At 68.0% G+C, this 11963-nt stretch carries 10 protein-coding genes; 3 read left to right on the top strand and 7 right to left on the bottom strand.

The annotated features are described in order from the left end of the window. The first annotated feature begins 152 nt into the window (after positions 1–152). A complete protein-coding gene (hemE, locus tag L1Z78_RS02595) occupies positions 153–1265 on the top strand; it encodes a uroporphyrinogen decarboxylase (RefSeq protein ID WP_234640013.1) in 1113 nt (370 codons plus the stop codon). Here hemE and L1Z78_RS02590 read toward each other — a convergent pair whose 3' ends face one another. Further along, a complete protein-coding gene (locus L1Z78_RS02590; protein WP_234640012.1) occupies positions 1266–2099 on the bottom strand; it encodes a hypothetical protein in 834 nt (277 codons plus the stop codon). It lies immediately after the preceding gene. Between the two features lie 712 nt (positions 2100–2811). Here L1Z78_RS02590 and priA point away from each other — a divergent pair. Both priA and L1Z78_RS02580 read left to right on the top strand, forming a co-directional pair. Then, the gene (gene priA, locus L1Z78_RS02585; protein ID WP_234640011.1) at positions 2812–5004 is read left to right on the top strand and encodes a replication restart helicase PriA; all 2193 of its coding nucleotides are present in this window, start codon (positions 2812–2814) and stop codon (positions 5002–5004) included. Between the two features lie 212 nt (positions 5005–5216). Beyond that, positions 5217–6353 carry an asparaginase gene (locus tag L1Z78_RS02580; protein WP_234640010.1) on the top strand — a complete coding sequence of 379 codons (1137 nt, stop codon included), beginning with the start codon at positions 5217–5219 and terminating at the stop codon, positions 6351–6353. Positions 6354–6519: 166 nt separating this feature from the next. Here L1Z78_RS02580 and L1Z78_RS02575 read toward each other — a convergent pair whose 3' ends face one another. The 6 genes from L1Z78_RS02575 to L1Z78_RS02550 all read right to left on the bottom strand — a co-directional run bounded on the left by L1Z78_RS02575 (position 6520) and on the right by L1Z78_RS02550 (position 11951). Further along, positions 6520–7359 carry a ChbG/HpnK family deacetylase gene (locus tag L1Z78_RS02575; protein WP_234640009.1) on the bottom strand — a complete coding sequence of 280 codons (840 nt, stop codon included), beginning with the start codon at positions 7357–7359 and terminating at the stop codon, positions 6520–6522. Beyond that, positions 7356–7778 (bottom strand): GtrA family protein, encoded by a 423-nt coding sequence (locus L1Z78_RS02570; protein WP_234640008.1) that lies wholly within the window; start codon positions 7776–7778, stop codon positions 7356–7358. The genes L1Z78_RS02575 and L1Z78_RS02570 overlap by 4 nt, the downstream gene beginning before the upstream one ends. Before the next feature lie 2 nt (positions 7779–7780). Next, on the bottom strand, positions 7781–8785 hold the full coding sequence (locus L1Z78_RS02565) for a glycosyltransferase family 2 protein (RefSeq protein ID WP_234640007.1): 1005 nt from the start codon (positions 8783–8785) through the stop codon (positions 7781–7783). Next, on the bottom strand, positions 8782–10395 hold the full coding sequence (locus L1Z78_RS02560) for a glycosyltransferase family 39 protein (protein WP_234640006.1): 1614 nt from the start codon (positions 10393–10395) through the stop codon (positions 8782–8784). Before L1Z78_RS02560 ends, L1Z78_RS02565 begins: the two co-directional genes overlap by 4 nt. A 124-nt stretch (positions 10396–10519) precedes the next feature. Further along, positions 10520–11470, bottom strand: a complete 951-nt coding sequence (locus L1Z78_RS02555; protein ID WP_234640005.1) for an AEC family transporter — start codon at positions 11468–11470, stop codon at positions 10520–10522. Positions 11471–11591: 121 nt separating this feature from the next. Further along, the gene (locus tag L1Z78_RS02550) at positions 11592–11951 is read right to left on the bottom strand and encodes a hypothetical protein (RefSeq protein WP_234640004.1); all 360 of its coding nucleotides are present in this window, start codon (positions 11949–11951) and stop codon (positions 11592–11594) included. Positions 11952–11963: the final 12 nt, after the last annotated feature.

Raw genomic sequence — 11963 nt, 5'->3', positions numbered from 1 at the left:
TGGAATCCGTGCCGAACGCACGCCGCAGAATGTAGCGGCCGCGAAAAGCCCATGGTCGCCGATATTGACACGGGTTAACACGGGCAAGACGCCCTGTCCCGCTCAGGCATCGGCCGGGCCCGAAGCGCGCGACTGGGCGACAATCCCTGCCCATGAGCTTCGCCCCCCTGACCAACGATACCTTCCTGCGCGCCTGCCGGCGCCAGGCCACCGACTACACGCCGCTGTGGCTGATGCGCCAGGCGGGCCGCTATCTCCCCGAATACAAGGCCACGCGCGCCCGTGCCGGCAGCTTCATGGGCCTGGCCACCAACGTGGACTACGCCACCGAGGTCACGCTGCAGCCTCTGGAGCGTTTCCCGCTGGATGCGGCCATCCTGTTCTCCGACATCCTGACCGTGCCCGACGCCATGGGCCTGGGCCTGTCCTTCGCCGAGGGCGAGGGCCCGCGCTTCGCCAAGGTGGTGCGCGACGAGGCCGCCGTGGCAGAACTCGCCGTGCCCGACATGGACAGGCTGCGCTATGTGTTCGACGCCGTGACCAGCATCCGCCGCGCTTTGAACGGCCGCGTGCCGCTGATCGGCTTCTCGGGCAGCCCTTGGACCCTGGCCTGCTACATGGTCGAGGGCAAGGGCAGCGACGACTACCGCCAGGTCAAGAGCCTGATGTATGCACGCCCCGACCTGATGCACCGCATCCTGGCCGTCAATGCCGACAGCGTGGCCGCCTACCTGAATGCGCAGATCGATGCCGGCGCCCAGGCCGTGATGGTCTTCGACAGCTGGGGCGGGGTGCTGGCCGATGGCGCCTTCCAGGAATTCAGCCTGGCCTATACGAAGCGCGTGCTGGCCGGCCTCAAGCGCACGGGTGTCGACGGGCAGGATGTGCCCCGCATCGTCTTCACCAAGGGCGGCGGCATCTGGCTGCCCGACATGAAGGATCTGGACTGCGAAGTGCTGGGCCTGGACTGGACCGCGAACCTGGGACGCGCGCGCGCCATCGTGGGCGGCGAGGTCGGCAGCCCCGGCAAGGCCTTGCAGGGCAATATCGACCCCAATGTGCTGTTCGCTCCGCCCGAACGCATCGCCGAGCAGGTCGGCGCCGTGCTGGGCAGCTTCGGCAGGCCCCATACCGACCGTGGCACCACGGGACCCACGCACATCTTCAACCTGGGCCATGGCATCAGCCAGTTCACGCCGCCCGAGCATGTGGCGGCCCTGGTGGAGGCCGTGCACAGCCAGTCGCGCGCCTTGCGCCTGGCCTGACTACCGACCGCCCCTTCGCTGGCGGCGGCGCGCCATGACGCCGCCCAGGCCTCCCATGGCTGCGCCGGCCAGCCACAGTGCCGCCCCGTCCAGCGCGGGCACCGCCACGGCGCCCCCGCCCGGGCCTGGCGGCACGACAGGGCAATGGTGGGTGAGGCTGATGTCATCCAGGCCCAGGTCGGCGCCGGATGCGCTGGGGTTCCGGGCCTCGTGCAGATGGATGTCCTGCGTGGTGTGGCTGGCCGTGAAGCGCAGGCTCACCTGCTGCCAGGGCAGGTCCGTGGCCGTGTTGTCCGTGACGTTGGGCAGCAGCGGGCTGGCCTGCTGCACGACGCTGCCGCCGCCATCGAGCAGATCCACAGTCACCTGGGGCGAATTGGCATGGTAGGTGCTGCTCAGCCACAGGCTTACCGTGTAATCCTGGCCGGGGACCAGGTTCGTCAGCTGGTTGGAATACACCGTCTGGTTGCTGTTGGCGACGATGTCGAACAGCAGAAAGTAGCCATCGCGCGGCGTCTGTCCCATTGAGCTGTGGTCGCCGCCAACGCTTGGCCACCAGCCCGAGCGGGCCGCCCTTGGAGTCACCGTCTGCCACCACTCGCTCGCGGCCGCGGGGTTGATCTGCCCTATGCCGGCGGCTGCGCCGGGCATGTAGATGCTGGAGCTGCCACCATGCGCCCTCGCGTTCGAGAAATCCAGGATGGACACGCCGCAGGACACGGCGGCTATCTGTGCCTGGGCCGGCATACCGGCCAGACCTGTGGTCAGGCCTATCATCAGGGCGGCGCCAAGCGCCAGGCGGCGGCGTGGCCGCGTCGTCTTCCATCGTCCCATGTGCAACTCCCTCCGGTGAAATCCGGGCGAGGAAAGACATCCGCTGCGGACCTCCTGCTGCAGCCGCATGGAACGGGCGCATGCGCCAGACCCCTCGCCATTCGTCTTGTTATTTGTCTTTCCCGGACTTCGCCAGCCTTCCAGGAAAGTGAGAGTTGATTCTCGATGAAATAGCAAAAATCAATTGAAAAAAAATATCAATATTTCCAATCAATTGAAACAAAAGATGACGTACCCCTTCCCGCTGCCGGTTGCCCACAACGGCCACCGCCAGCGCCACCACTGTGGACAACGCCCCCGGAACCAGGGGCGGACGGACTCCAACCAGCCCATGCACAGATGGCCACAGACCATCTTATGCACAGAGAGGCCCGGGCACCGCCTGCCGCCGTGCACTTGTCATCCACGCCTACACATTGGCGACATATCGATATAAGCCTTTGTTTTTGAATAAATTTCTTGATAGCACCCCTTTCAACCAAAGCCCAGTGGCCCGAGGAGTCCAGACCATGCAGGCCCATAGCCCCGAATAATCCCCACAAAGTTATCCACAGAAATTCATGATCTACCCAGAAACCCTCAGCCGTGGGCCGACCGTCTGGTGTAATAGGTCAGCGACCCGCTTTTTTGACAACCGGAAGGCTTATGCTTGATGGCCTTGCCGCCGTGGCGCCGCTGCCGGTCGCCCGCGCTTTCAGGCCGTTTTCCCCGCATGTCACTCCCCGCCCATACTGTCCATGTCGCCGTTCAGACGCCGGCGCACAGCGCCGTTGGCGAGCTGCTGAGCTACGCCAGCGCGCAGCCGCTGGCGCCCGGCACGCTGGTGCGCGTGCCGCTGGGACGCAGGGAATTGCTGGGTGTGGTCTGGGACACGCCGGCACTGCCGCCCGACATGCCTGAAGGCCTGGAGCTGCGCCCTGTCAGTGCCGTGCTGGATGGCATCGCGCCGCTGGCGCCGGCCTGGCGCCGGCTCGTGGCCTTCGCTGCCTACTATTACCAGCGCAGCGTGGGCGAGATCGCCGTGACGGCGCTGCCGCCGCAGCTGCGCGACATGACGGCCGAGCAGTTGGCGCGCCGGCTCAGGCCACCCAAGGCTGCGACGAAGTCCAGGGCTTCCTCCAGGAAGGCGGCCCAGGCATCCGCACCCGATGCAGGGCAGGTGCAGGCCCCGTCGGCACCTGTCCCGGATACCGCCCCCATTGCCCTCAGCGCCGAACAGGCCGACGTGTTCGCACAGATCGCGGCCCATCCCGGGCCCTTCCTGCTCCATGGCAGCACGGGCAGCGGCAAGACCGAGGTCTACCTGAGGGCCGCCCAGGCCGCGCTGGAGGCGGACCCCGGCGCCCAGGTGCTGGTGATGGTGCCCGAGATCAACCTCACGCCCCAGCTGGAGCAGCGCTTCACCGCCCGCTTCGCGCCGCGGTACGGCGCATCCTGCGTGGCCAGCATGCACAGCGGCATGACCAACCCACAGCGGCTCAAGAGCTGGCTGGCCGCGCACACGGGAACGGCGCGCATCGTGCTGGGTACGCGCATGTCGGTCTTCGCCAGCCTGCCGGGGCTGTCCCTGGTCGTGGTCGACGAGGAGCACGATGCCAGCTACAAGCAGCAGGAAGGCGCACGCTACTCGGCCCGCGACCTGGCGATCTGGCGCGCGCGCGACTGCGGTGCCAAGGTCATCCTCGGAAGCGCCACGCCTTCGCTGGAGAGCTGGCATGCCAGCCGCCCGCCCAGCCCCGAGGAACCGCAGGGCGGGCGCTACCTGCGGCTGCACATGCCCAGCCGCATCGGTGCCGCCGCCCTGCCGCGCGTGCACCTGGTGGACATGGGCCAGCAGCCGCGCAAGGCCGTGTTCTCCCCGCCGCTGATCGAGGCCATCACCGAGCGCGTGCGGCGCGGTGAGCAAAGCCTGGTGCTGCTCAACCGCCGCGGTTTCGCGCCCGTGCTGTTCTGCGCGGACTGCGGCTGGAAAAGCGACTGCCCGCACTGCAGCGCCCACCAGGTCTTCCACAAGGCCGACCGCACGCTGCGCTGCCACCACTGCGGCTTCACCCAGCGTGTCCCCAGGGCCTGCCCCGGCTGTGGCAACCCCGACATCCTGCCGCTGGGCAAGGGCACGGAACAGCTGGAGGAAGAGCTGGCACGGCTGCTGCGCAACGTGCAGCGCCCTGATCGCGAGCCGGCCCGCGTGGCGCGCATAGACGCCGACACCACACGTGCCAAGGGGGCACTCGAGCAACAGCTGGCCCAGGTGCACGCGGGCGACATCGATGTGCTCGTGGGCACGCAGATGGTGGCCAAGGGACACGACTTCCGGCGCATCACCCTGGTGGCCGCCGTCCAGCCCGACAGCGCCCTGTTCTCCAGCGACTACCGTGCGCCCGAGCGCCTGTTCAGCCTGCTGATGCAGGCGGCCGGCCGGGCCGGGCGCGATGCGCAGTACGTGGCGGCCCAGGCCAGCCATCCACAGATGTGGATACAGACCCACGACCCTTCCCATCCCGTCTACACGGCGCTGCGCTCGCATGACTATCCGGCCTTTGCCGCGCGCCAGCTGCGTGAGCGGCGCGACGCCGGCATGCCGCCCTTTGCCTTCCAGGCCATCGTGCGCGCCGACGCGCGCAGCCAGCAGGAAGCCCAGGCTTTTTTGCTGGCCGCCACCGAGGCGGCGCGCGAGGCCGGCCTGCCCCATATGGACGAGGTGTTCCTCTATCCGCCGATTCCCATGGCCGTCCAGCGCGTGGCCAACGTGGAGCGCGCCCAGATGCTGATCGAGTCGGCCCGGCGACCGGCCTTGCTGCGTTTCCTCTGTGCATGGCAAGGGCATTTGCACTGGATCCGGGCACAGCCGGCGCACCGGGCCCTGGTGCGCTGGCTGGTCGATGTGGACCCCCTGTCCATCTGAAGCGCGGCAAGCCCGTGAAATCACAAGGTTTTCATTGCACCACACCGCATCAGCAATGAATTGCATGCTATTTATTCGGAAGCGCTTTTAGCGCAAACACCAAGCAGCTCCCATCGGGATTTGCGCCAATGCGGCCACGGCATGTTTATTGCATCGTGCCGGACTTCAGCCCACAAGGCTGGAACATCCAAATGCAATTCCAGGAGCGATACATGCCGTTCACCCCCTTCCGTTTGTCTCTGGTGGCCGTCGCGCTGGCGCTGGCCGGCTGCGCGTCCCAGCCCGGCGCGGGCCAGTCGTCCGCCAGCACGGCCCCCATCACGGCGGTCGCACCTTCTCCCGCGCCCGCTGCCCAGGCCGGCAAGCCCAACGTGGTCGTCCTGGCCACGGGCGGCACGATTGCCGGCGCCGGCGCCAGCGCCGTCAACAGCGCCACCTACACGGCCGCCAAGGTGCCCGTGGACAAGCTGCTGGCCGGCCTGCCCGAGTTGAGCAACATCGCCAACGTCTCCGGCGAGCAGGTCTTCCAGATCGCGTCCGAGAGCTTCACCAACAAGGAACTGCTGACACTGGCACGCCGCGTCAACGAACTGGCCAAGCAGCCCGGCGTGGACGGCATCGTCATCACCCACGGCACGGACACGCTGGAGGAGACCGGCTACTTCCTGAACCTGGTGGTGCCTACCGACAAGCCCATCGTCGTGGTCGGCTCCATGCGCCCCGGCACCGCCATCTCGGCTGACGGCGCGCTGAACCTGCTGGGCGCCGTGGCCACGGCCGCCTCCAAGGATTCCGCCGGCAAGGGCGTGCTGGTCAGCATGAACGACAACATCGACTCCGCGCGCGATGTGTCCAAGCTCACCAACATCAAGACCAATGCCTTCGCCAGCCAGTGGGGTCCGCTGGGCATGGTGGTCGAGGGCAAGACCTACTGGTTCCGCGCCCCCGTCAAGCGCCACACCAAGGGCAGCGAGTTCAACATCGAGCAGATCACCGACCTGCCCGCGGTGGACATCGTCTACGGCTACGGCAACGTGCCCGCCACGGCCATCGACGCGCTGGGCAAGGCCGGCGTGAAGGCCATCGTGCATGCCGGCACGGGCAATGGCTCGGTGGCCGACCGCATCGTGCCCAAGCTCAACGAACTGCGCCAGAAGGGCGTCATCATCGTGCGCAGCTCGCGCGTGCCGGCCGGCTTCGTGCTGCGCAACGCCGAGCAGCCCGACGACAAGTACGACTGGGTCGTCGCCCATGACCTGAACCCGCAGAAGGCCCGCCTGCTGGCTGCCGTGGCCCTGACCAAGACGCAGGACACCAAGCAGTTGCAGCGCATTTTCTGGGAGTATTGAGCCCCCCCTGAGGCGCTGGCGCGCCTTCCCCCTCTCTCGCTACGCGGGAGGGGGACGACAGCCTCGCTGCGGGGCGGCCCTTGCTCGCTGTCCCTGACCTGGGGACAGCGCCAGTCTCTACGGCCCCGCTCAAAGCTCCGTTCGCGGAGCTTTTTCTTTTGTCTTTTCAGTTCGATGTGAACAGCGGGGTCAGGGGGCCCTGGGCGATGTGGCAATGGGCCTGCTCCAGGGCCTGGGCGAAGGCGTCGGATGAGAGATAGGCGTATTCGATGGCGCGCTGGGTGCCTATGGCGTCGCCTTCCACGGGGGCAGTGGCGGGGTGGCACATCATGAGGCTGGCGGGCGGCAGCTGGGCCAGCCATCGGGTCATGTGGTGGCCGTAGCCTTCGGGCGTGGGAGCGTCGAAACCGTAGACGCCGCCGAAGCCATGGTTCGCCGGCACGCCCTGGCGGCGCAGGCGGCGGGTGGTGGCCCAGCCGCCGAGCAGGGCGATGATGGCGGCCTTGGGGTCGCGCCACAGTTGCCCCGCCGGCGCGGTGGAGCGAACCCAGGGCAGGCGGCCCGCCTTGGCACTGTAGCGTTCATGCAGTTCCTGCATCAGCGCCGCGCGCACGCCGGGCAGCTGGTGCACGTGCTGGTGGCCGTCGATGAAGTCAGGGGCCATGCCCAGGGCGTCCTCGAAGGCATCGAGTTGCTGTTTCCATGCACCGCGCAGCGCGACACGGCCCAGGCGGCCCGTGTAGGCTTGCGCGATCACCGCGCCGATGCCGGTGCCGGCATGCACGCCGTGGCCTTCGGTCAGGTTGAAGTGCAGGCCCAGGGACAGGCGCGGATGCAGGTCGGCCAGGGCCGGCGCCGCCTGCCTCCAGCGTGGCGAGGTGGTCATGCAGCTCGTGGCAGAGAGCCGGCCTTGCCGCGCCAGCTGCTGCACGGCTTCATCGACCAGGGGATGCAGCGCATAGTCGTCGGCGCACAATGCGATGGCCTTGGGGGGCTGGGCGTTCATGAAGGCTCCTTGCGTGCGGGCACGGCGAAGGCCCAGAACTTGGCGAAGACGAAGGTCCCCACGGCCACCAGCACCAGCACCAGGGCCAGGCTCCAGAAGTAATGCCAGCCCAGCCAGTGCAGGGCCACCCAGTACAGCAGCTCATTGGCGACGAAGGAGGCGCAGGCCACGGCGAAGTACCGCGCCACCACGGACCAGCCACGGGCGCCGGCCTGCACGAAGGTGAACAGCGCATGCCCGTTGTAGCTGACCACGAAGGCCACGAGAAAGGCCAGTACGTTGGCCTGCAGCGGGGCCATGCCAGCCCCTTGCACCAGCAGGGCCACCACAGCAAGGTGGGTGGCCGCCGCGCAACCGCCGACGAGCACGAACTGCAGCGCCTGCGGCAGGCGGCGCAGTTGCGCGATCACTGCATGCATGGCTACTCCCGCTGCGCCAGCGGGCTGCGGTCCTCGTCGCGTGCCAGCAGGTAGGTGGGGCGGCGCTTGACCTCGTCGTAGATGCGGCCGATGTACTCGCCCAGGATGCCGATGGACATCAGTTGCACGCCGGAGAACAGCATGATGCTGGCCGCCAGCGTGGGCCAGCCGTCCAGCGGATTGCCGAAGATCAGCGTCTCGACGGTGATCCACAGGCCGTAGAGCAGGGCCACCAGCGAGATCATGCCGCCGACGATGCTCCACACGCGCAGCGGCAAGGTCGTGAACGAGGTCAGCCCCAGCAGGGCCAGCGAGCCCAGGCGCCGGAAGTTGAAGCTGGAAGCACCTGCCGTGCGGTCCGCGGGCACGAAGGGCAGGGCAGCGGCCTTGAACCCCACCCAGGCGTACAACCCCTTCATGAAGCGGTGGCTTTCGGGCAGGGCCTTGAGCGCATCGGCCACGCAGCGGTCCAGCCAGCGGAAATCGCCAGCATTGGGCGGGATCTTCACGAGGTTGCCGGCGTTCATGAGCCGGTAGAACAGATTGGTGCCCACGCGCTTGGCGCCGCTTTCGGCCCCCCGGTCCGCGATCACGCCATAGACCATGTCGTAACCTGAGCGCCACAGCTCGCACATCTGGGGCAGCATCTGCAGCGGATGCTGGAAGTCGGCGTCGATCAGCACCACGGCATTGCCGCGCGCATGGTCGATGCCGGCCGACAGCGCCGCCTCCTTGCCGAAGTTGCGCGACAGCGCCAGATAGCGTACGGGAAGCTCCTGGGCCATGCGCAGCGCGATCTCGTGCGTGGCGTCGCGGCTGCCGTCGTTGACGACGATGAGCTCGTAGTCGGGTGTCAGCGTGCGCACCGTCGCATCGAGGGCGCGCAGGAAGGCCTCCAGGTTGCCCTCCTCGTTGTGGGCAGGCACCACGCAGCTCAGCCGCAGCGGCGGACGCGGCAGCATCCCCTTGGGCGCGGCCGGAGCGATGTCAGCATGCAATTCGGTCATAGGCCAGCATTGTCAGCGGGCTGGCCACCCCCGCGGGGCAACACGTCAAAAACCGCATAGGCATAGGGCCTGGCCAGAGGAAAGCGCCAACCCGAGCGTTGCACGGTAAGCACACGCGGCTGCGCGGGCAGGCCCAGCCCCTCCAGCCAGTCGCGGGCCTGCCGTTCGCATGCGAGCGATTGCGCGGTCGGCCCCGGCTCGCCGCTCGCGGGGCCGCGCGGGCACAGCAGCAGTCCGTTCTGGTGCTGCCAGTCCAGCGGAGCCAGCACGCGTGCGTACTCGCTGTGCGGCAGGCCGGGCACGGTGCGCAGATGCGGTTGCGCATAAAAGGACAGCATGGCGTTCTCGGCCCAGTCGCCACCCACCCATTGCAGGGCCTGGCCCGGGTGCCGCTGGCTCCAGGACTGCACGATGGCCTGCGCCGCTTCGGCCGAGGGACGGTAATAGTCCGAGCCGCTCTTGCGCGCATTGCCCCACCCCACGGCCAGCCCGACCAGGGCCACCACCGCCAGGCTGGGCCACCAGGCCCGGCCCAGCGCGGCCAGCGCCGCCTCCGTCACGGCGGGCGCCTCGATGTCCAGGTTGCGCAGCCACAGCAGCACGAAGGCATAGCCTATGGGAATGGCCCAGGGCGTGGACAGCTCCACCACGCCGGCGATGCCGAAGGCCAGGGTTGCCAGCCAGGGCATGAGCGCCAGCCAGAACAGCACGTCCGCCCTGCCCTGCCATGCCCAGCTGCGGCGCAGGAAACGCGCGCTCCAGCGCAGCCAGCCACCCCCCTGGCGGCGCGCCTGCATGAAGCCATAGACCAGGCACACGGCCAGCCAGGCCGGCAGCCAGTAGAAGATGGGCGACAGCGCGAAGCGCAGCACATAGCCCCAGACGACCCGGCCGCCCCCCTGGTCCATGGCATAGCCCAGCGTCACCCAGTGGTGGTGGGCGATCCAGGCCACGTGCGGGGCCAGGGCCAGGCCGAAGGCCAGCAGGGCCACGTAGGGCCGAGACGTCAGCAGCCACTGCCGGCCGGCCGGCGCCAGAAAGATGGGCAGCAGAAAGCCCGCGAGGAACACCCCGCTGTAGTACTTGCTGAGCATGCAGGCGGCCGAGACCACGCCCAGGGCCAGGCTGAAGGCCAGGCCGCGCAGGCCCTTTTCCTGCCAACTCGCCAGCAGCAGCGCCGCGGCCCAGGGCCACAGCGACAGCAGCTGGCTGTTGGCATTGAACTTGCCTGCCAGCGTCGTGTAGGGAAAGCACCACAGCAGCAGGGCGGCGCCCAGCGGCGCCAGGCGCACCAGCCCCAGGCGCCGGCCCAGCACATACACGCCCCAGATGCCCACGCCCACGTTGGCATAGGACAGCAGGCGGTAGAAGCCATCGCTCTGCGGAAACACCATGAACCACAGGCCGACCACCCAGGCGAAGAACGGCGGATGCTTGTGCGTCCCCAGCTGGAGCGGCTGCGACCATGCGTAGTTCTCCAGCATGTCGTTGTAGCCGTCCAGATTGCCATTGGCCAGCCAGGACACCAGGGTCCAGGCCAGACAGGCCAGGGTCACCATCCACAGCGCGCGTGCGCCTGACGTGGACGCGGGAAGCGAAGATGAGGTCATGCGGGACGTCCGCTGCAGGAAAACATGGCCGGCATTGTAGAGAGCAGACCTTTCCAATGCGCCCTCAGACAAGTTCCATGGCTTTTGCGGCAGACCGAAGATTGACAGCCTCCCCTACAAGCGGCTATGTCATCAGTGCCACCGCACCCGAAAAACTCACAAAGGCCAGGGCCGTGGAGACCAGGATGATGCGCGCCACACGCCCCCCATGGGCGCCGAAGCGCTCCGTCAGCAAAGACACATTGCTGGCGCTGGGCAGTGCCGCGAGCAGCACCAGCACCACGAGCGTCTGCCCGTCCATCGCCAGGCCCAGGGCCATGGCCGTGCGCGCGACGGCCCAGACCAGCAGCGGGTGGATGACCAGCTTGGCCATGGCGATAGGCAGGTAGTCGCGCACGGCCACGCGCTCATGGCTGTTCATCTGCGAGCGCGCCAGCACCGCGCCAATGGTGAACAGGGCCACGGGCGAGGCCGCGCCGGCCAGCATGGCCACCGTCCTGTCCAGGGGACCGGGCAAGGTCCAGCCGGCCGCCGACGCCAGGCCGCCCAGCACGATGGACCAGGGCATGGGATTGGAGACCATGCCGACCAGGGCCCTGCGCAGCGCCACCGCCATGCCATGCCCCCCCGACAGGCCCAGGCGCGACAGGGCGATGCACAGCGAGGTGGTGACCACCATGTCGATGGCCATGGTGACGATGACCGGACCTGCGGCGCGCTCGCCCAGCAAGGCCACCAGCATGGGCACGCCCATGAAGCCGGTATTGGGGAAGGCGGCCACCAGCGCCCCAAAGGCCGCATCGTTCCAGCCCACGCGCCGCAGCGTGAGCGCCACGGTCCCCCCCACCATCAGCAGCGCGCACAGCAGGTAGACCGCGGAGACGCCCACATCCAGCAGTTGGGCAATTGGCGTCTGCGCGCCGAAGCGAAACAGCATGCAGGGCAGCGCGAAATACAGGACGAAGGCATTGAGCCCCGGAATCGCCGCCTGCGGCAGCACGCCGCGCCAGGTGGCGGCGAAGCCGCAGGCCACGAGCGCGAAGAAGGGGAAGGTGATCAGCAGGACGGACAGCACGCGGCGATTCTGGCAGCAAGCTGCCACAAACACCGCGCGCCCGTGGCGCCACGGTGACGCCGGAGAAAAAAAACCTGCCGCAATGCGCTTGCGGCAGGCTGGAGCGCGGGACCGCGCGCGCTTACAGCGCCAGGTCCTTCTCGATGTCCTGCACCTTGCGGCGGGCCAGGGCCAGGTTGGAGCGGGCCTTGTCCAGCACCAGGTAGAAGAACACGCCCTCATGGGCCGCCACGGGCCGGATGATGTGGTACTGGTGGGTCAGGGTGATGAGGATGTCATCGATCGCATCGTCGAGCTTGAGCATGCGCATGGTCTTGAGCTTGGCGCGCACCACCTCGGTGTTGCCGGCCGCGGCCAGTTCCATGTCCAGGCCGGAGCCCACGCTGCCCATCAGCATGCCGCTGGTGCTGTCCACCAGGGCCGCACACAGGGCGCCATCGATGCCCAGCAGGCCGTTCAGAGAATCATGTATCGAAGCCATATGCCACCTTTT

Origin of the sequence: Delftia tsuruhatensis (genome assembly GCF_903815225.1) — a bacterium.
GTDB lineage: Bacteria > Pseudomonadota > Gammaproteobacteria > Burkholderiales > Burkholderiaceae_C > Comamonas > Comamonas tsuruhatensis_A.
The sequence above is the reverse complement of the archived record's forward strand: the minus strand, read 5'-3'. Positions and strand labels throughout refer to the sequence as shown.

Bases quoted from the DNA above. Each gene is read 5' to 3' on its own strand.
- hemE (WP_234640013.1), top strand. From the start codon at position 153: ATGAGCTTCGCCCCCCTGACCAACGATACCTTCCTGCGCGCCTGCCGG.
- L1Z78_RS02570 (WP_234640008.1), bottom strand. From the start codon at position 7,778: ATGCATGCAGTGATCGCGCAACTGCGCCGCCTGCCGCAGGCGCTGCAG.
- L1Z78_RS02560 (WP_234640006.1), bottom strand. From the start codon at position 10,395: ATGACCTCATCTTCGCTTCCCGCGTCCACGTCAGGCGCACGCGCGCTG.
- L1Z78_RS02565 (WP_234640007.1), bottom strand. From the start codon at position 8,785: ATGACCGAATTGCATGCTGACATCGCTCCGGCCGCGCCCAAGGGGATG.
- L1Z78_RS02590 (WP_234640012.1), bottom strand. From the start codon at position 2,099: ATGGGACGATGGAAGACGACGCGGCCACGCCGCCGCCTGGCGCTTGGC.
- L1Z78_RS02575 (WP_234640009.1), bottom strand. From the start codon at position 7,359: ATGAACGCCCAGCCCCCCAAGGCCATCGCATTGTGCGCCGACGACTAT.
- L1Z78_RS02580 (WP_234640010.1), top strand. From the start codon at position 5,217: ATGCCGTTCACCCCCTTCCGTTTGTCTCTGGTGGCCGTCGCGCTGGCG.
- L1Z78_RS02550 (WP_234640004.1), bottom strand. From the start codon at position 11,951: ATGGCTTCGATACATGATTCTCTGAACGGCCTGCTGGGCATCGATGGC.
- priA (WP_234640011.1), top strand. From the start codon at position 2,812: ATGTCACTCCCCGCCCATACTGTCCATGTCGCCGTTCAGACGCCGGCG.